Here is an 18,462-nt window from a genome sequence, read left to right on the forward strand (position 1 = left end):
CATGAAAAACGGGGCCTGAGGCCCCGTTCTTTTAAACACCGGACTTGAAAATCAAGCCGCCGTGGTGGCTGGCTCCGGCTGCACGGCCGGTGTACCGCCACCGCTGTTGCCACCGGAAGGCGGGGTGCGAGGGGTCCAGTCCTTGGGAGGCAAAGGATCACGACCGGCCATGATGTCGTCAATCTGGTCCTTGTCAATGGTTTCCCATTCGAGCAAGGCCTTGGCCATGGCGTGCATCTGCGCACTGTGCTCTTCGATCAAACGACGGGCCAAGCTGTACTGCTCGTCAATGATGCGGCGCACTTCCATGTCCACTTTTTGCATGGTGGACTCGCTCATGTTGGTGGTCTTGGTCACCGAACGGCCCAAGAACACTTCGCCTTCGTTTTCGGCATAAACCATTGGGCCCAGGGCATCGGTCATGCCATAACGCATGACCATGTCACGGGCGATGGATGTGGCCCGCTCGAAGTCATTGCTGGCACCCGTGGTCATCTGGTGCATGAACACTTCTTCGGCAATGCGGCCACCGAACAGCATGCTGATCTGATTCAGCATGAATTCCTTGTCATAGCTGTAGCGGTCTTGCTCAGGCAGGCTCATCGTCACACCCAAGGCACGGCCACGGGGAATGATGGTGACCTTGTGCACCGGGTCGCACTTGGGCAGCAACTTGCCAATCAAGGCGTGACCGGCTTCGTGATAAGCGGTGTTGCGACGCTCATGCTCGGGCATGACCATGCTCTTGCGCTCAGGGCCCATCAAGATCTTGTCCTTGGCCTTTTCAAAGTCGACCATCTCGACCACGCGGGCATTGCGGCGTGCAGCCATCAATGCTGCTTCGTTGCACAAGTTGGCCAAATCGGCGCCGCTCATGCCAGGCGTGCCACGGGCGATCACACCCGCATTGACGTCTTGGCCAATCGGCACTTTGCGCATGTGCACGTTCAAGATTTGCTCGCGACCGCGGATGTCGGGCAATGTGACATACACCTGGCGGTCAAAACGACCGGGGCGCAGTAGGGCAGCGTCCAAAATATCAGGACGGTTGGTGGCCGCCACGACGATCACACCCAGGTTGGTTTCAAAACCGTCCATCTCGACCAGCATCTGGTTGAGGGTTTGCTCGCGCTCGTCGTTGCCACCGCCCAAACCGGCTCCACGTTGGCGACCGACCGCGTCAATTTCGTCAATGAAAATGATGCAAGGCGCGTTCTTTTTGGCGTTTTCGAACATGTCGCGGACACGAGCCGCACCCACACCGACAAACATTTCCACAAAGTCGGAACCAGAGATGCTGAAGAACGGCACCTTGGCTTCTCCAGCGATGCCTTTGGCCAGCAGGGTTTTACCCGTACCAGGGGGGCCGACCAACAACAAACCACGGGGAATGCGACCACCCAACTTTTGGAATTTTTGGGGGTCTTTCAGGAAGTCCACAACCTCCTTGACTTCCTCTTTGGCTTCGTCACAGCCGGCCACATCCGCGAAGGTGACCTGGTTGTTGTTTTCATCCAGCATACGGGCCTTGGACTTGCCGAAGCTGAATGCTCCGCCCTTGCCACCGCCTTGCATTTGGCGCATGAAATACACCCAAACACCAATCAAGAGGAGCATCGGCCCCCAGCTGACCAGCAATGTCATGAGCAAGGAGCCCTCCTCGCGGGGCTTGACGTCGAACTTCACGCCGCTGTTGATCAGGTCACCGACCAGACCGCGGTCGAGGTAAGTGGCCGTCGTTTTGATGCGGCGGTCGTCGTTGGTGATGGCCAGAATTTCGGTGCCACCAGGGCTCTCGGAAATGGTGGCGCTCTTGATCCGGTTACCGCGAACCTCTTCGAGGAAATCTGAATAGCCAATGGCGTTCGCACCTGCGACACCACGGTTGTCAAATTGCTTGAACAAGGTGAACAGCACCATGGCAATCACCATCCAGACGGCAATTTTGGAAAACCAAGGGTTATTCAAGAGTGACTCCAATCGAAAAAAAAGACTGATCTCATTTTAGGCCTGCAGCAGCCCCTTAGAGCATTGCAATAGGGTTTGGCCCTCGAAAAGGCAGGAATTAATGATTCAAAGGGCATGAATCAAGCCCATGCCCACCAAAAAAGTCTCAGAAGACTTGTCTCGCGAGGACTTGGGCTTGATGGGTTTGACCACTTTGAAAGTCTCTTTGAACATCTTGACAATCTGGCTGTAACCGCTGCCGTGAAACACTTTGACCACCAAGGCTCCTTGCGGCTTCATGTGGTTCTGGGCAAATTCGACCGCCAACTCGATCAAATGTTGAACACGGGCTGCATCTGAGGACTCAATGCCGGACAGGTTGGGGGCCATGTCGGACACTACCACGTCAGCCTGCCGTCCTTGCAATGCCGCCTCCAGCAAAGCGGCCACCTCATTCTCGCGGAAATCCCCCTGAATGAACTGCACCCCCTCAACCGGGTCCATGGGCAGAATGTCCAGCGCGATGATGCTGCCATTGAGTTCGCCCACAGCCGCACCATCGGGTGACAAGCGGCGACGCAGGTACTGACTCCAAGCACCGGGGGCAGAACCCAGGTCCACCACCAAATGGCCGGGCCGGATCAGGCCCATGGTTTCGTCGATTTCTTTGAGTTTGTAGGCTGCACGCGCTCGGTAACCCTCTTTCAAGGCCAGTTTGACGTAGGTGTCATTCACATGGTCGTTCAACCATGCCTTGTTGACCTTTTTACTTTTGGTTTTGACTTTCATTCTTTTGCGTCCTTGCGGGGATAATACGGTGATGCCCCAAATACAACTCACACCTGCCGAGCGCAAAGTTTTTCGCGCCGATGCCCACCACCTTGATCCGGTCGTCATGATCGGTGGTGATGGTTTAACTCCTGCCGTCATCAAGGAAACCGAAGCCGCCCTGAACGCGCATGGCTTGATCAAAATCCGCGTACTCGGCGACGACCGCGCCGCACGCGAGGCCATGTTCGCCCAATTGGCAGATCAACTCAGCGCCGCGCCCATCCAGCACATTGGCAAATTGCTGATCCTTTGGCGACCACAGCCCGAAAAAATCAAAGAAACCGACGAAGACCGCAAAGCGGGTCCTCGTGATTTCAAAATTCTGAAATACAGCTCACGAGGTGGTCAACGTCCTGAAGTTAAAACCGTCCGTGTACTGGGCAATCAGCGACTGGCCGCCGGGGGCCAAATCAAACGTGCCAAGCCCAAACAAAAATCAGTCAAAAAAGGTCGCCACGACTGAGGAATGATCAGACTGAGTCAAACCGGCTCGTTCATCTGCAAAGGCCGTTTTAAACGGCCTTTGGTTTGGCTCAAATGTAGGAAACACCCACAATCTCGTAACGGCGCACGCCGCCTGGAGCTTGTACTTCGGCCACATCACCCTCCTCTTTGCCTATCAAAGCGCGAGCAATCGGGCTGCTGATGTTGATCAAACCCAGTTTCAGATCGGCTTCATCCTCACCCACGATCTGGTATTTGACCGCTTCGCCTGAGCTTTCATCTTCGAGCTCCACAGTGGTGCCAAACACCACACGGCCACCAGCATCAACCGAAGCGGGATCGATGATTTGCGCCGCTGACAATTTGCCTTCAATTTCCTGAATCCGGCCCTCGATGAAGCCCTGACGGTCTTTGGCCGCGTCGTATTCAGCGTTCTCGCTCAAGTCGCCTTGGGCCCGAGCCTCGGCAATGGCTTGAATCACGCCGGGACGGTCGACTGTTTTGAGGCGGTGCAACTCTTCTTTGAGTTTTTCAGCTCCGCGTTTTGTGATTGGAATGGTGGACATATGGGGTTCTCCAAAAGCAAACCGCCGAGTGTTGGAACTCGGCGGTCATTGACTGCATTATGCACCGCCCGAGCAATCAAGGGCGGCATTCAACACAAGGTTTCAGGCCAACAGTTGTGCGTGCATTTCTTGAACTGAAATAACGTCCAACTTGTCCATGTACTTCATGCCCTCGACCGCTGCCTCAGCACCCGCAATGGTGGTGAATGTGGTCACGCGATTGAGCAAAGCGGAAGTACGGATGTGGCGTGAATCGGCGATCGCATTGCGGCGCTCCTCGACGGTATTGATGACCAACACAATTTCATTGTTTTTGATCATGTCAACAATGTGTGGACGTCCTTCGGTGACCTTGTTCACGATGGCACACGACACCCCTGCTGCGGTGATCGCATTGGCCGTGCCCTTGGTCGCCACGAGTGAAAAGCCTTGCGCTGACAACTGGCGGGCCACTTCGATGACACGCGCCTTATCGTTGTTTTTCACCGAGATGAAGACCTTGCCCGAAGGCGTGCCGTCGGCCTTGGTGGGGCGTGGCAACTTGGTGCCTGCGCCCATTTGGCTCTTCACAAAGGCTTCGCCAAAGGTCTTGCCCACGCCCATGACTTCGCCGGTGGACTTCATCTCGGGGCCGAGGATGGTGTCGACGCCAGGGAACTTCACGAAGGGGAAGACGGCTTCTTTCACGCTGAAATAAGGTGGTGTGACTTCTTTCGTGATGCCTTGCGATGCCAGGGTCTGGCCCGCCATGCAACGCGCCGCCACCTTGGCCAACTGAATGCCCGTGGCTTTGGAGACATAAGGCACCGTGCGTGAAGCGCGAGGGTTGACTTCCAGTACGTAGATCACGTCTAGGCCGTCCACATGCTGGATGGCAAACTGAACGTTCATCAAACCCACCACGTTCAAGGCACCGGCCATCGCGGCCGATTGGCGCTTGAGCTCGTCTACTGTGGCGGAGGACAGAGAGTAAGGAGGCAAGGAGCATGCCGAGTCGCCGCTGTGCACACCGGCTTGTTCGATGTGCTCCATCACGCCGCCGATGAAGGTCTTGCCTTCGGGGTCGCGCAAGCAGTCCACATCGCACTCGATCGCATCGTTCAGGAAACGGTCCAGCAGCACGGGTGAATCGTGCGACACCTTGACCGCTTCGCGCATGTAGCGCTCCAAGTCACGCTGCTCGTGCACGATTTCCATGGCACGGCCACCGAGCACATAGCTGGGGCGCACGACCAAGGGGTAGCCCAGGGCGGCGGCTTTTTCCAAAGCTTCTGGCTCGGTGCGCGCTGTGGCGTTAGGGGGCTGACGCAGTCCCAAGTCTTGCAGCAGTTTCTGGAAACGCTCACGGTCCTCGGCCGCGTCGATCATGTCGGGACTGGTTCCGATGATGGGCACGCCTGCTGCTTCCAAGTCCAACGCCAACTTCAAAGGTGTTTGACCACCGTATTGCACGATGACGCCTGTGGGCTTTTCCTTGTCCACGATTTCGAGCACGTCTTCCAAGGTGACGGGCTCAAAGTACAAACGGTCCGAGGTGTCGTAGTCGGTCGACACGGTCTCGGGGTTGCAGTTGACCATGATGGTTTCGTAACCGTCTTCGCGCATGGCCAAAGCGGCGTGCACGCAGCAGTAGTCGAACTCAATGCCTTGACCAATGCGGTTCGGGCCGCCACCCAGCACCATGATTTTCTTGTTGGTCGTGGGTTCGGCTTCGCACTCACCGTCTCCGTTGCCTTCGTAGCAGGAGTACATGTAGGCGGTGTCAGTCGAGAACTCAGCAGCGCAGGTGTCCACGCGCTTGTAAACGGGACGGATGTTCAGCGCGTGCCGACGGGCACGCACCACATGCTCGGTGGTTTTGAGCAATTTGGCCAAACGGCGGTCGGAGAAGCCCTTCTTCTTGAGCGTACGCAACTCATCAGCCGTGACAGCTTCGAGCGTGGTGGTTTCCAATTCCAATTCGATCTTGACGATCTCTTCGATCTGCACCAAGAACCAAGGGTCGATCTTGGTCAAGGCAAACACCTCGTCCACGCTCAAGCCCATGGCAAACGCATCACCCACATACCAAATGCGCTCAGGACCGGGCTCGCCCAGTTCTTTCTCGAGCACTTCGCGGTCTTGGGTTTTCTCGTTCATGCCGTCCACGCCGACTTCCAGACCGCGCAGGGCTTTCTGGAAGGACTCCTGGAAGGTGCGGCCCATGGCCATCACCTCGCCCACCGATTTCATTTGGGTGGTCAAACGGCTGTCGGCCGTTGGAAACTTCTCGAACGCAAAACGCGGGATCTTGGTGACCACGTAGTCGATTGATGGCTCGAACGACGCAGGCGTGGCACCACCGGTGATGTCGTTGCGCAACTCGTCGAGGGTGTAACCCACTGCGAGCTTGGCTGCGACTTTCGCAATCGGGAAACCCGTAGCTTTGGACGCCAAAGCCGAGGAACGCGACACGCGGGGGTTCATCTCGATCACGACCATGCGGCCGTCTTTGGGGTTGATCGAGAACTGCACGTTCGAGCCGCCCGTGTCCACACCGATTTCTCGCAGCACGGCCAAAGAGGCGTTGCGCAAAATCTGGTATTCCTTGTCGGTCAGCGTCTGGGCTGGGGCCACGGTGATGGAGTCGCCCGTGTGCACACCCATAGGGTCCAGGTTTTCGATCGAGCAAACGATGATGCAGTTGTCCGCCTTGTCGCGAACCACTTCCATCTCGTACTCTTTCCAGCCGAGCAAGGACTCTTCAATCAACAGCTCGGTGGTAGGCGAAGCCTCAAGGCCACGCTTGCAAATGACTTCGAACTCTTCGGGGTTGTAAGCAATGCCGCCGCCCGTGCCGCCCAGCGTGAAGCTGGGGCGAATGACGGTGGGGAAGCCAAGAGTCTTTTGCACGTCCCAGGCTTCTTCCATGCTGTGGGCGATGCCGGAACGCGCGGAACCCAGACCAATTTTGGTCATGGCGTCCTTGAACTTCAGACGGTCTTCGGCTTTATCGATGGCTTCAGGCGTTGCGCCAATCAGCTCAACCTTGTACTTTTCGAGCACGCCGTGGTGCCACAAGTCCAAAGCACAGTTGAGGGCAGTCTGGCCACCCATGGTGGGCAAGATGGCGTCAGGCCGCTCTTTGGCAATGATCTTCTCGACGGTCTGCCAGGTGATGGGCTCGATGTAGGTCACGTCGGCCGTGGCCGGGTCGGTCATGATCGTGGCAGGATTGCTGTTGATCAGAATGACTTTGTAGCCCTCTTCGCGCAAAGCTTTGCAGGCCTGCACGCCGGAGTAATCGAACTCACAGGCCTGACCAATGATGATCGGGCCCGCGCCAATGATGAGGATACTTTTGAGGTCGGTGCGCTTAGGCATTATTTTGTCTCCATCAGGTTGATGAAGCGGTCAAAGAGGTAAGCAATGTCGTGTGGGCCGGGCGAGGCTTCGGGGTGACCCTGGAAGCAGAACGCGGGCTTGTCGGTGCGGGCAAGGCCCTGCAAGGTGCCGTCAAACAAAGAAACGTGCGTGGCACGCAGGTTGGCGGGCAAAGATTTTTCATCCACCGCAAAACCGTGGTTTTGGCTGGTGATGGACACGCGACCCGAGTCGAGGTCTTTCACAGGATGGTTCGCGCCGTGGTGGCCAAACTTCATCTTGAAAGTTTTTGCACCGCTGGCCAAAGCCATGATCTGGTGGCCCAGGCAAATGCCGAATGTGGGAATGCCGGTTTCAATCAACTCGGCCGCCGCTGCAATGGCGTAGTCACAAGGCTGTGGATCACCAGGGCCGTTGGACAGGAAGATGCCATCCGGCTTGTGCTTGAGCACTTCGGCAGCGGGTGTCTTCGCAGGCACGACGGTCACTTTGCAACCGCGCTCGGCCAACATGCGCAAGATGTTTTTCTTCACACCGAAGTCGTACGCCACCACATGGAACTTGGGGGCGGTCAAATGGCCGTAGCCTTCGCCCAATGTCCACTCGGTTTGGGTCCATTCATACGAATTGGACACCGTCACTTTTTGAGCCAAATCGAGGCCAGCCATATTGGGCGCGCCCTTGGCCGCAGCCACGGCTTGGTCGATCAGGGCTTGGGTGACTTCTTGGCCATTGGCCAAACCCACAATGGCACCGTTTTGGGCACCCTTGGTGCGCAAGAGACGGGTCAGTTGGCGGGTGTCGATGTTGGCAATCGCGACCGTACCCGCATCGATCAGATAAGCGGAAAGGGTTTGGTTAGAGCGGAAGTTGCTCGCCACCAAAGGCAAGTCCTTGATGATCAGGCCAGCAGCATGGACTTGGTCAGCTTCGATGTCTTCCTCGTTGACCCCGTAGTTACCGATGTGCGGGTACGTCAAGGTGACGATCTGCTGGCAGTAGCTGGGGTCAGTGAGGATTTCCTGGTAGCCGGTGAGCGAGGTGTTGAACACCACTTCGCCGACTGTGGAGCCGGTGGCTCCAATCGAGTTGCCGATAAAGACCGTGCCGTCTGCGAGCGCCAAGATGGCGGGCGGGAAGGTTCCCTGAAGAGACAAAAGCACTGGGTTCTCCGGAATAGTTCGGGTACGCCTCAGCACTCACCAGAGATGGGATCTCTTTTTGGCTGCTTGTTCGAGGAATGGGCCTGGGATGGACTGTGGCGTACAGGTTGATGCGGGAAAGCCTCTCATTATAGCTGAGGACCGCTAGTAAACCCTGACAAATTACTCACCACAAGTGTCTTCCTGTTGGCCTCCGACTTACAGCGCAACACTTGCGCTGGCATGCAAACAAATGGCAGCGGCAGTGGCCACATTCAAAGACTCCTCTCCACCAGGTTGAGCAATGCGAACTGACAATTGAGCCATCGCCATCAAGTCATCACTTACTCCTTGCCCTTCATGACCAAACACCCAAGCACATTGACCCGGCAACTCGCCTCGCCGAAGTAACTCATGAATAAAAGGGCCTTGATGCGAACTGGTGGTCAAAATGGGCACTTGCAAAGCGATCACATCGCTTGGGCTGACCGACTCGACCAGCTTCAAACCAAAATGTGCCCCCATTCCAGCCCTCAGGACTTTGGGCGACCACAAGGCCGCCGTGCCTTTGATGGCCAGCACCTGACGGTAACCAAATGCGGAGGCGCAGCGCAAAATGGCTCCCACATTGCCTGCATCTTGCAATCGGTCCAGCACCACGGTAGGCACACCGGGCAAGACTTGCTTTTCCGCCGTCCAAGCCACCACAAAGCCCATTCGAGCCGGCGATTCCAGCCCGCTCAAACTGGCAAATAAGCCATCAGGCAAGACAAACACCTGATCTGTGATTCCCGTCCATTGCTCACCCTGTTCAGACCAAAAAGACTCGGTTAGCACCACTTGCAAAGGGCGAACGCCTCGCTCAAGCGCCGCGCGGCACAGGTGGTCACCTTCCAGCCAAAACTGCCCTGCTTTTCGGTAGGCCGTGGTTTCTTGGGCCAAACGCCGCCAAGCCTTCACATGGGGGTTGTCGCGAGAGGTGATCAGCTGCATTGCACACTCCTGGCCACCGGGGCAAATGTCATTCTGTGGCAATTGGCAGGGCCATGCGCTTGCAAAGCGGCCATGTGCTGGGCGGTGCCATACCCTTTGTGCTGATCGAATCCATACACAGGGTAGCGCTCATGCATTTCAGCGCACAAACGATCACGGTGCACCTTGGCCAAAATGGAGGCGGCTGAGATGGCTGGCACCAAAGCGTCGCCTTTGACAATGGCTTCTGAATGCATGGCCAAGGTTGGCAAGCGATTGCCGTCGACCAAGACCAACTTGGGCACAAGCCGCAAGCCTTCGACAGCCCGCTTCATGGCCAACAGGGTCGCTTGCAGGATGTTGATTTGATCGATTTCCTCAACGGACGCCTCAGCGATGGCGAAACACAAAGCACGCGCACGTATTTCGTCAAACAAGGCCTCACGTCGCTTGGCTGTGAGTTTTTTGGAGTCGTTCAATCCGGGAATGGGGTTGAGCTCATCCAAAATCACAGCCGCAGCGACCACCGGGCCAGCCAAGGGACCACGGCCAGCCTCATCCACACCCGCCATCAGGCCAGAGACTTGGAAATGCAAAGCAGACTGATCAACGCGAGAGGACTTTTTCGAGGGCATGGGTAGACAAATCAGCCGTATGGCGCTGTAAAGACAAATGCATTTGTTGAAAACGGGACTGGAGGGCTTCCACCCTGTCCGGAGCAGACAACCAAGCCAAACAGGCTTTGGCCAAAGCCTCAGGGGTGCAACGGTCTTGCAGCAATTCAGGCACCACAAAGTCCTGACTGAGGATGTTGGGCAGACCCACCCAGGGCTGAAGTTGTTGTCGCTTCATGATCTGCCAGCTGAGCCAATTCATGTGGTAACCAATCACCATGGGGCGTTTGAACAAAGCCGCCTCCAAGGTCGCGGTGCCACTGGCAATCAAGGTGACATCACAAGCAGCAAGTGCAGCATGGGATTGCCCTTGAAGCATCAACAAACCCGGCAAACCGCCCTGCGCTTGCACCATGGCCTCCAGTTGAGGCAAAAGACGCGGAATGGCGGGCAAGACAAATTGCAGCCAAGGGTTTTGCCGCTGCATGATTTGCGCCGCCTGAACAAATCGCGGCGTCAGGTGATCTATTTCCGATTGGCGACTGCCAGGCAACAAGGCCACCACGGGCCTTTGGTTATCCAAACCCAGTGACTCTCGGGCAGCCAACCGGTCAGGATTCATCGGGATGGTTTGCGCCAAAGGATGCCCGACATAAGTGGCCTCAATCCCAGCTTGAGCCAACAAAGCGGGCTCAAATGGAAAGATGCACAACATGTGATCGACACTTTGTCGGATTTTTTCGATACGCTCCGGACGCCAAGCCCAGACAGACGGACAAACAAAGTGCACCGTTGGGATGCCCGACTGCTTGAGCTTGGCTTCCAGATCCAGATTGAAGTCAGGTGCATCGACACCGATGAATACATCCGGCGGCTGATTGAGCAAACGCTCTCGCAATTGATTGCGGATAGCGACAATGCCTCGGTAATGTCGTAACACCTCCACATAACCGCGAACAGCCAATTTGTCGTGAGGCCACCAAGCCTCAAAGCCTTGGGCCTGCATGCGTGGCCCACCAATCCCATATCCACGCGCCTGGGGCCAACGCGATGTCAGCCCCTGAATCAGCAAACCCGCCAATAAATCACCTGAAGCTTCACCAGCGACCATGGCAAAGGACAAAGCCCCCGAGGGGGCTTGTGTCAAGGCCACAGATTCCAAATCAGTCAACGCACAATCCCACGTTGAGGAGAAGCTGCTTTCAAAAAGTCCAGCATCATGGCCACGTCAGCCAGCGATTCAGGCTTGTCATGGGCCAAGGCTTCAATGCGCACCATGGCATCGCTGAGCGACAAACCATCACGGTAAAGCGCTTTGTGCATGGCCTTCACCGCAGCAATGCGTTCGGCTGAAAAACCACGGCGACGCAAGCCCTCAAAGTTCATTGAACGCGCCTGTGCCGGTTGACCCTGCGCCATGACAAATGGCGGCAGATCGGCAAACAGCAATGAGTTCATGGCTGTGAAACTGTGCGCACCGATTCGGCAAAACTGATGGACCACCGTGAATCCGCCCAAAATCACCCAATCGTCCACCACGACGTGGCCCGCCAACTGGGTGTTGTTGGCAAAAATCGTGTGGTTGCCCACTTGGCAATCATGGGCCAGATGCACATAGGCCATGATCCAGTTGTCATGCCCTACCGAAGTGACGGCCCGGTCACCGGGCGAACCGATGTTGAAGGTGCAAAACTCCCGAATCGTGTTGCGGTCACCGATCACCAGCTCACAGGGCTCGTTGTTGTATTTTTTGTCTTGGGGCACCGCACCCAGTGAGTTGAACTGAAAAATTCGGTTGTCGCGCCCAATGGTCGTATGGCCTTCAATCACACAGTGGCTGGCCACCGTGGTGCCTGGACCAATGCGAACGTGGGGACCGATCACAGAATACGGACCCACTGACACCGAACTGTCGAGCTCGGCACCCGGGCTGATGATGGCCGTTGGATGGATGTTGCTCATGGCATTCAAGCCTGTGGAATTTTCCGCATGGTGCACATTAACTCGGCCTCGGTCGCAATCTCATCACCCACCTTGGCACGCGCTTTGAACTTGAAAATCCCGGACTTCATGCGATCGAGCTCCACTTCCAAAATCAACTGGTCGCCCGGCTCTACAGGTCGCTTGAAACGTGCACCATCAATGCCCGCAAAGTAATACACAGTCTGATCGTCAGGCGTCTCGCCCAAAGTATCAAATGCCAACAAGGCAGCTGCCTGTGCCAGAGCTTCCAGCATCAAAACACCCGGCATCACTGGGCGATGTGGAAAATGACCTTGAAAATGAGGCTCATTGATGGACACATTTTTCAGCGCCTTGATGCGCACGCCTTTTTCGATTTCGAGCACGCGGTCCACCAACAAAATGGGGTAGCGGTGTGGCAGCTGCTTGAGAATTTGGTGAATATCCATCATGTTCAGGTTTCCTTGTTATTTTGAATGTGACTTTCCAGTGCCTTGATGCGCTCACGGAAGCGGGAAAGTTGTTTCAGGCTGGCGGCGTTCTTTTCCCAATTGGCATTGCTGTCAAGCGGAAACATGCCGGTGTAGTGTCCGGCTTGATGGATGGAACGCGTGACCACCGAGGCGGCCGAAATGTGCACGTGGTCGGCCAAGCTCAAATGCCCCAGCACCACAGCACCACCACCCACCGTGCAATGGGCACCGATTCGGGCACTTCCGGCAACACCAACACATCCAGCCATGGCCGTGTGGGCACCAATGTGCACGTTGTGACCAATTTGAATCAAGTTGTCGAGTTTGACGCCATCGCCAATGACGGTGTCTTCCAGTGCGCCGCGATCAATGCAGGTATTGGCACCAATTTCAACATCGTCACCAATCCGAACGGCACCGAGTTGTTCAATTTTTTCCCATTGACCTTGGTGCAAAGCAAATCCAAAACCATCTGCACCAATGACCACGCCCGAATGAACAATGCAACGGGCACCAATGCGACAGTCTTCGCCCAAAGTGACCCGCGATTTAAGGATGCTTGCAGGACCCACTTGAGCTCCGCGCTCAACCACACACAAGGGACCGATCACCGCATCTTCGGCAACCATGGCCGACGGATCAACGATGGCTGAAGGGTGAATCCTGGGCCCCGGGCTGACAGGTCGGCAAACTTGCTTCCACAAACGCGTTAAACGCGCAAAATAAAGATAAGGATCGTCCACGACTATGGCTGCCAGACGATCAAGCACGGCCGTTTCAAAAGCGGGAGAAACGATCACGCACCCTGCTTGGCTTTGGCCGAGCAAAGGGGTGTATTTGGCATGACTGAGAAAACTGATTTGGTCTGCTCGGGCCAATTCCAAAGAGGCAAGGCCCACGATTGAAAAATCAGGGCTCCCGAGCAAACGACCGCCAAGCCGCTCAACAATAAAGCCCAGTGTGAGCGCCACCATTAACTGCCGGTCAACAACCGGTTATTTGGCTGCTGAAGCGTTGAGGGCCTTGATCACTTTTTCGGTGATGTCGTGCTTGGGATGGATATAAACAGCTTCCTGGAAAATCACATCGTATTTTTCTGACTCAGCCACTTGCTTGACCGCTCGGTTGGCCCGTTCCACCACAATTTGCTGCTCTTCGTTTTTACGAGCATTCAAGTCCTCCTGAAATTCGCGTCGCTTGCGCTGAAATTCACGGTCTTGGTCAATCAATTGTTTTTGTCGCGATGTCCGCTGAGACTCGGCAAGGGTTGGCGCTTCACGCTCAAACTTTTCCGAGGCCAATTTGAGGTTGTTGCCCGTGTCGACCAACTCTTTTTCGCGGCGTGAAAACTCCTGCTCCAACTTGGCTTGAGCCTGCTTGGCCGTGGCCGCTTCGCGGAAAATCCGCTCTGTGTTGACAAAACCCAGCTTGAATTCTTGAGCCTGAGCCATACCGGCAAAGGCAGCCACACTGGCCAGCAAGGTCACGGAAAAATGTTGACGCAAGGTTTTCATTAGAAAGAAGTTCCGATTTGGAATTGAAGTCGCTGAATTTTATCGCCAGTCTGTTGACGCAAAGGTTTAGCCAAGGAAAAACGCAACGGCCCCATGGGAGAAATCCAACTCAAACCCACACCCGCAGAGGCCCTCAGATCACCCAAAGACACATTCTCGTTTTGACCAAAGGCCCGACCCACGTCCGTGAAGCCAAACAATCGCAATGTTTTGTCGTTGCCAGCACCGGGAAATGGGGTGATGAACTCGGCGTTAAACACAAGTTTTTTCGGGCCACCCAAATAGATACCCGAAGTGGTTGAAGCAGGACCCAAGGTGGACTGTTCAAAGCCGCGAACGCTGCCCAGACCACCCACATAGAAGTTTTTGAACAAGGGGTAGTCTTGACCCTTGAGTCCCTCGCCCCAACCCAAGTCGGTATTCAGAGCCAAAGTGTATTGTTTGGTGATCGGGAAATACTGCTGGAATTGGTAATTGGCACGCACATAACGCACGTCACCGGCCACACTGACATCGGCATTAAACCGCTGCAAAGAGCCACGAGAAGGCACCAATGCACTGTCGCGACCATCACGCGCCCAGCCCACAGTCAAGGGCAAAGCAGAACTCGTTTGACCAAATTTATTGGCGTAGTCTTGGTACTCGACGGGCAAACCGGTACCTGCTTTGATTTGGGTTTGCTCTGCATTCACGCCCAAGAACACGGTATCGGTTTCAGTCACCGGCACACCAAATCGCAGACCGACACCCGAGTTGATCAAACTGTAGGCATCAATGGCCCCCAAGTAAGGGCGCGTGGTGCGGTGAAAAACATCCACCGTGCGCGAAATGCCGTTTTTCGTGAAATAAGGGTCTGTGGTGCTGAGCACCAAATTTCGGTTGTACTTGCTGGTGTTGACCTCCACAGCAAGGTAATTGCCGGAACCAAAAGCGTTTTCTTGGCGAATGCCAAAGCTCAGCGCAATTTTTTCTGTTGAAGAGAAACCGGCACCCAAAGAGATGCTGCCCGTCGGCTTTTCTGCGACCGTGAACAGCAAATCGACCTGATCCGGTGCACCCGGTATTTCAACGGTTTCAACGTTCACTTCGGTGAAGTAACCCAAACGGTCAACACGGTCTCGCGACAGGCGAATTTTGTCTCCGTCATACCAAGCGGACTCGAGTTGCCTGAACTCACGACGAATCACCTCATCTCGGGTGCGATTGTTGCCTGCAACCTGAATGCGCCGAACATATGCACGCCGAGATGGCTCTGCTTGCAAAACAAACTGAACACGATTGTTTTGTCGATCTATCTCGGGTTTGACTTCAACACGCGCAAAAGCGAAACCAAATTTTCCAAAAAAGTCGGTGAATGCCTTGGTGGTTTCGGCCACGGTCTCGGCGTTGTAAGCCTGACCCACCTTGATTTTCACCAAAGACTTGAATTCATCGTCCTTTTCCAAGTAATTGCCTTGAAGTTTGACGCCTGAAACCACAAATCGTTCGCCCTCAGTGACGTTGATCGTGATGGACATGTCTTGTTTATCAGGAGACATCGCCACTTGCGTCGAGTCGACCCTGAACTCCAAGTAACCCCGGGACAGATAAAAAGAGCGCAGGGCTTCCAAATCAGCGTTGAGTTTGGTGCGTGAATAGCGATCTGACTTGGTGTACCAACTCATCCACCCACCGGTATCCAGGTTAAAAAGGTCACGCAACACCTGGTCAGAGAAAACCTTGTTCCCCACGATGTCGATTTGACCAATCTTGGCGGGCCCCCCTTCAATGATCGTGAACGTCAGATTGACGCGATTGCGATCCAGGGGCGTGGCTGTTGTGACCACCTGGGCTCCGTACAAGCTGCGGCCAATGTACTGACGTTTCAGTTCTTGCTCCGCCTTGTCTGCCAATGCCTTGTCATAGGGACGCCCCTCAGACAAACCCACTTCTTTCAAGGCCTTGGTCAGGACATCTTTGTCAAACTCTTTGAGACCCATGAACTCCACGGAAGCAACCGAGGGACGCTCTTCAACCACCACCACCAAGACATCGCCTTGTGTTTCAAGACGCACATCCTTGAACAGGCCCAATGCAAACAAAGCACGAATGGCCGCAGCACCTTGGTCATCGGAGTAACGGTCGCCCACGCGAAAAGGCAATGAGGCAAAAACCGTTCCGGGTTCAATCCGCTGCAACCCCTCTACGCGAATGTCACGAACGGTGAAGGGTTCAACAGCCCAAGCTGGAATGCTGACCAAAGCGCACGCCACCAGCTTAAAAGCTGCTGGCTGCAAAAGTGAACGGATGTCAGAAAAAATCATGGTGCAATCATTTAAAAAACCGGTCAGTGACATGTCGTCAAAACCGGTTTTGACCAAACGGGTTCAGTGCCGAATATTGGAATGACAAACATGGCATACAGCCCAAATCGGCAAGAGGGAGCTCAAGCACCCATCCAAACAACTGAAGATAATACATCAGGACTTCACCCACTGAAGACCGAAAATCACGGCCAGTGGTCGGGTGTCAGGCTCACTTCAAACGACCGACCAAACTTTGGGCCACCGAGCGACTGCGTGTGTCCAGCTCGATCAAATCATTCAAACTTTGAGGTGCACTCCCCGTCCACTCATCCAAGGTCTGTCGGTTGACTTGGTGAATTTGATCGAACCTGATGAGACGGGTCAAAAAGGCATCCACCGCCACCTCATTGGCTGCATTGAGGACTGCACAGCTGCCAGGTGCCCCATTCAGGGTCTCCCACGCCAGTTTCAGGCCAGGAAAACGCTGCAGGTGCTGTTCATCGTCCATGGCTTCAAATGTCATCGCGGGCAAGGCACGAAAGTCCAATGCTTGTGCACCCGACGTCATGCGCTCTGGCCAACTCAAGCCATACGCAATGGGCACTCTCATATCGGGTGTTCCCAGTTGGGCCACCACGGAATGGTCATGAAATTGAACCATGGAATGAATCACACTTTGGGGGTGAATCACCACCTCCAATTGCTCTGGCATCACACCAAAAAGATAACGCGCCTCGATGACTTCAAGGGCTTTGTTCATCATGGTGGCCGAATCGACCGATATTTTTCTTCCCATGACCCAGTTGGGGTGGGCACAGGCTTGTTCTGGAGTGACGTCCCGAAGGGTTTGAGGATCACGCGTACGAAATGGTCCACCAGAGGCCGTCAAGATGATCTTTTGAACTCGCTGCGGCCAAGTCTTGGGATCATCGGGCAGTGATTGAAAAATAGCCGAGTGTTCACTGTCGATGGGCAACAGACGCGCCCCACCCTCTTTGACCGCAGCCAAAAATACCTCGCCGCCAACCACCAAGGCTTCTTTGTTCGCCAACAGCAAGCGCTTGCCAGCGCGGGCCGCCGCAATGCAAGGCGACAGGCCGGCTGCCCCCACAATCGCAGCCATCACGGCATCGACCACAGGGTCACAGGCCACGTCGACCAAAGCTTGCGCACCCCAACGCACTTGCACAGGTAAACCTTCGGCCTTGACTCTTTCAGCCAGTTGTCGCCCAGCCGCTTCCTGTGCCATGACGGCAACAGCAGGCTTGAACTGTGCGCACTGAGACAACATCAAATCCACTTGCGACGACGCTGTCAAAGCATGAAGTCGGTACGACTGTGGATGACGACTCAAGACGTCCAGCGTACTGGTGCCAATTGAGCCCGTGGAGCCCAAAATGGTGATGAATTGCGGATGGGTCATTTCATGTTCTCCTGATTCAAAGCCAAACCATCAGCATCATGGCCAAAGGCAAGGTCGGTAACAAGGCATCGACACGGTCAAGTACACCCCCGTGACCGGGCAGCAAACCCGAACTGTCTTTCATCTTGGCACTGCGCTTGACCAGTGATTCCACCAAATCACCGACCACACTCATGGCCGCCATGAACATCAATGCTGGAGCAGCGACCCCCCACCCTTTGAGCAAAAGCAAAGAGTAAAAACTGGGAACTTGGATCTCAAAATGGCGATCAACAGCCACCCAGGCAAAGGCGACCAAAAACACGCCCAACATGCCGCCAAACACGCCTTCCCAACTTTTGCCAGGACTGATGCTGGGCGCCAATTTGAACGATACCCAACGGCCACCCAAAGCACGACCAAAAAAGTAGGCAAAAACGTCAGCGGCCCACACCAACACCAGCACCGACAAAAGGAAATTCACGCCCCTTTGATGGGCTTGTGCCAAGGCCACCCAAGCCAGTGCCAACAAAAAAAGGCCCACCAGCCAACGCAATGGGCGAGGCCAAAGCGACCAACCGGCAACGCCCCGTTGGATCATCCATGCCCCCAACAGCACCCACATGGAGCCAGAGAGCCACCACACCCACGCAGGGGTGCTTTGAACCCAACCCATTTGATCTGCCAGCGTGCACAGCAGCAGGCAAAGCATTGCGCCAAGCCATTGCATGCGTGCACCCAAGCCATTCAAACGCCCCCACTCCCATGCTCCAGCTGTGATCATCAACAAACTCAAGGACCAAAATGGCCAAGAGACGGTCGCAAACATGGCGGGCAACAACAAGGCCAACAGAACCAAGGCGGTGATGACTCTTTGTTTGAGCATGCGGACTCCAAAAAAAAGGCCGCCAAATGGGCGGCCCGTCATGCCGTGGGGGACAACCACG

General features: G+C 55.3%; 16 protein-coding genes. 1 reads left to right on the top strand and 15 read right to left on the bottom strand.

Annotation, left to right across the window (positions count from 1 at the left end; translation table 11 throughout):
* Positions 1-51: 51 nt before the first annotated feature.
* Positions 52-1,968 (bottom strand): ATP-dependent zinc metalloprotease FtsH, encoded by a 1,917-nt coding sequence (gene ftsH / locus AMM41_RS11865; RefSeq protein WP_089958207.1) that lies wholly within the window; start codon positions 1,966-1,968, stop codon positions 52-54.
* A 105-nt stretch (positions 1,969-2,073) separates the two neighbouring features.
* Complete coding sequence (locus AMM41_RS11870; protein WP_089958211.1) at positions 2,074-2,736, bottom strand: RlmE family RNA methyltransferase; 663 nt, start codon at positions 2,734-2,736, stop codon at positions 2,074-2,076.
* Between the two features lie 31 nt (positions 2,737-2,767).
* On the opposite strand from AMM41_RS11870, the gene AMM41_RS11875 reads away from it, so the two are divergent.
* Positions 2,768-3,241 (top strand): YhbY family RNA-binding protein, encoded by a 474-nt coding sequence (locus AMM41_RS11875; RefSeq protein ID WP_089958215.1) that lies wholly within the window; start codon positions 2,768-2,770, stop codon positions 3,239-3,241.
* Positions 3,242-3,311: 70 nt separating this feature from the next.
* On the opposite strand, the gene greA is transcribed toward AMM41_RS11875, so the two are convergent.
* From greA to AMM41_RS11940, 13 genes are all read right to left on the bottom strand, one after another.
* Positions 3,312-3,788, bottom strand: a complete 477-nt coding sequence (gene greA, locus AMM41_RS11880; protein WP_089958219.1) for a transcription elongation factor GreA — start codon at positions 3,786-3,788, stop codon at positions 3,312-3,314.
* A 102-nt stretch (positions 3,789-3,890) separates the two neighbouring features.
* Entirely contained in the window at positions 3,891-7,151 is a 3,261-nt protein-coding gene (gene carB, locus AMM41_RS11885) for a carbamoyl-phosphate synthase large subunit (RefSeq protein WP_089958223.1), read from the bottom strand.
* A complete protein-coding gene (gene carA / locus AMM41_RS11890; protein WP_194944762.1) occupies positions 7,151-8,314 on the bottom strand; it encodes a glutamine-hydrolyzing carbamoyl-phosphate synthase small subunit in 1,164 nt (387 codons plus the stop codon). Before carA ends, carB begins: the two co-directional genes overlap by 1 nt.
* Positions 8,315-8,512: 198 nt before the next feature.
* Complete coding sequence (locus AMM41_RS11895) at positions 8,513-9,286, bottom strand: TrmH family RNA methyltransferase (protein ID WP_089958227.1); 774 nt, start codon at positions 9,284-9,286, stop codon at positions 8,513-8,515.
* Positions 9,277-9,900 (bottom strand): ribonuclease HII, encoded by a 624-nt coding sequence (rnhB, locus tag AMM41_RS11900; RefSeq protein ID WP_089958232.1) that lies wholly within the window; start codon positions 9,898-9,900, stop codon positions 9,277-9,279. Before rnhB ends, AMM41_RS11895 begins: the two co-directional genes overlap by 10 nt.
* Positions 9,872-10,990 carry a lipid-A-disaccharide synthase gene (lpxB, locus tag AMM41_RS11905; RefSeq protein WP_089958591.1) on the bottom strand — a complete coding sequence of 373 codons (1,119 nt, stop codon included), beginning with the start codon at positions 10,988-10,990 and terminating at the stop codon, positions 9,872-9,874. Before lpxB ends, rnhB begins: the two co-directional genes overlap by 29 nt.
* Before the next feature lie 56 nt (positions 10,991-11,046).
* On the bottom strand, positions 11,047-11,841 hold the full coding sequence (lpxA, locus tag AMM41_RS11910; RefSeq protein ID WP_089958237.1) for an acyl-ACP--UDP-N-acetylglucosamine O-acyltransferase: 795 nt from the start codon (positions 11,839-11,841) through the stop codon (positions 11,047-11,049).
* Positions 11,842-11,846: 5 nt separating this feature from the next.
* A complete protein-coding gene (gene fabZ, locus AMM41_RS11915; RefSeq protein WP_089958243.1) occupies positions 11,847-12,293 on the bottom strand; it encodes a 3-hydroxyacyl-ACP dehydratase FabZ in 447 nt (148 codons plus the stop codon).
* 2 nt (positions 12,294-12,295) lie between these two features.
* Entirely contained in the window at positions 12,296-13,285 is a 990-nt protein-coding gene (lpxD, locus tag AMM41_RS11920) for a UDP-3-O-(3-hydroxymyristoyl)glucosamine N-acyltransferase (protein WP_089958596.1), read from the bottom strand.
* Between the two features lie 24 nt (positions 13,286-13,309).
* Complete coding sequence (locus AMM41_RS11925; RefSeq protein ID WP_089958246.1) at positions 13,310-13,828, bottom strand: OmpH/Skp family outer membrane protein; 519 nt, start codon at positions 13,826-13,828, stop codon at positions 13,310-13,312.
* Positions 13,828-16,131 (bottom strand): outer membrane protein assembly factor BamA, encoded by a 2,304-nt coding sequence (gene bamA / locus AMM41_RS11930; protein WP_089958600.1) that lies wholly within the window; start codon positions 16,129-16,131, stop codon positions 13,828-13,830. Before bamA ends, AMM41_RS11925 begins: the two co-directional genes overlap by 1 nt.
* A 211-nt stretch (positions 16,132-16,342) precedes the next feature.
* On the bottom strand, positions 16,343-17,536 hold the full coding sequence (locus tag AMM41_RS11935; RefSeq protein WP_089958251.1) for a 1-deoxy-D-xylulose-5-phosphate reductoisomerase: 1,194 nt from the start codon (positions 17,534-17,536) through the stop codon (positions 16,343-16,345).
* Positions 17,537-17,552: 16 nt separating this feature from the next.
* Positions 17,553-18,401, bottom strand: coding sequence for a phosphatidate cytidylyltransferase (locus AMM41_RS11940; protein ID WP_089958605.1), 849 nt, complete (start codon positions 18,399-18,401; stop codon positions 17,553-17,555).
* Positions 18,402-18,462: the final 61 nt, after the last annotated feature.

It is taken from the genome of Limnohabitans sp. 2KL-3 (assembly GCF_001269405.1).
Taxonomy (GTDB): Bacteria; Pseudomonadota; Gammaproteobacteria; order Burkholderiales; family Burkholderiaceae_C; genus Limnohabitans_A.

Excerpts from the sequence above, each read along its gene's own strand:
- AMM41_RS11870 (WP_089958211.1), bottom strand. The coding sequence starts at position 2,736 with ATGAAAGTCAAAACCAAAAGTAAAAAGGTCAACAAGGCATGGTTGAAC.
- AMM41_RS11875 (WP_089958215.1), top strand. The coding sequence starts at position 2,768 with ATGCCCCAAATACAACTCACACCTGCCGAGCGCAAAGTTTTTCGCGCC.
- greA (WP_089958219.1), bottom strand. The coding sequence starts at position 3,788 with ATGTCCACCATTCCAATCACAAAACGCGGAGCTGAAAAACTCAAAGAA.
- carB (WP_089958223.1), bottom strand. The coding sequence starts at position 7,151 with ATGCCTAAGCGCACCGACCTCAAAAGTATCCTCATCATTGGCGCGGGC.
- AMM41_RS11895 (WP_089958227.1), bottom strand. The coding sequence starts at position 9,286 with ATGCAGCTGATCACCTCTCGCGACAACCCCCATGTGAAGGCTTGGCGG.
- rnhB (WP_089958232.1), bottom strand. The coding sequence starts at position 9,900 with ATGCCCTCGAAAAAGTCCTCTCGCGTTGATCAGTCTGCTTTGCATTTC.
- lpxB (WP_089958591.1), bottom strand. The coding sequence starts at position 10,990 with ATGGTCGCTGGTGAAGCTTCAGGTGATTTATTGGCGGGTTTGCTGATT.
- lpxA (WP_089958237.1), bottom strand. The coding sequence starts at position 11,841 with ATGAGCAACATCCATCCAACGGCCATCATCAGCCCGGGTGCCGAGCTC.
- fabZ (WP_089958243.1), bottom strand. The coding sequence starts at position 12,293 with ATGATGGATATTCACCAAATTCTCAAGCAGCTGCCACACCGCTACCCC.
- AMM41_RS11925 (WP_089958246.1), bottom strand. The coding sequence starts at position 13,828 with ATGAAAACCTTGCGTCAACATTTTTCCGTGACCTTGCTGGCCAGTGTG.
- bamA (WP_089958600.1), bottom strand. The coding sequence starts at position 16,131 with ATGATTTTTTCTGACATCCGTTCACTTTTGCAGCCAGCAGCTTTTAAG.
- AMM41_RS11935 (WP_089958251.1), bottom strand. The coding sequence starts at position 17,536 with ATGACCCATCCGCAATTCATCACCATTTTGGGCTCCACGGGCTCAATT.
- AMM41_RS11940 (WP_089958605.1), bottom strand. The coding sequence starts at position 18,401 with ATGCTCAAACAAAGAGTCATCACCGCCTTGGTTCTGTTGGCCTTGTTG.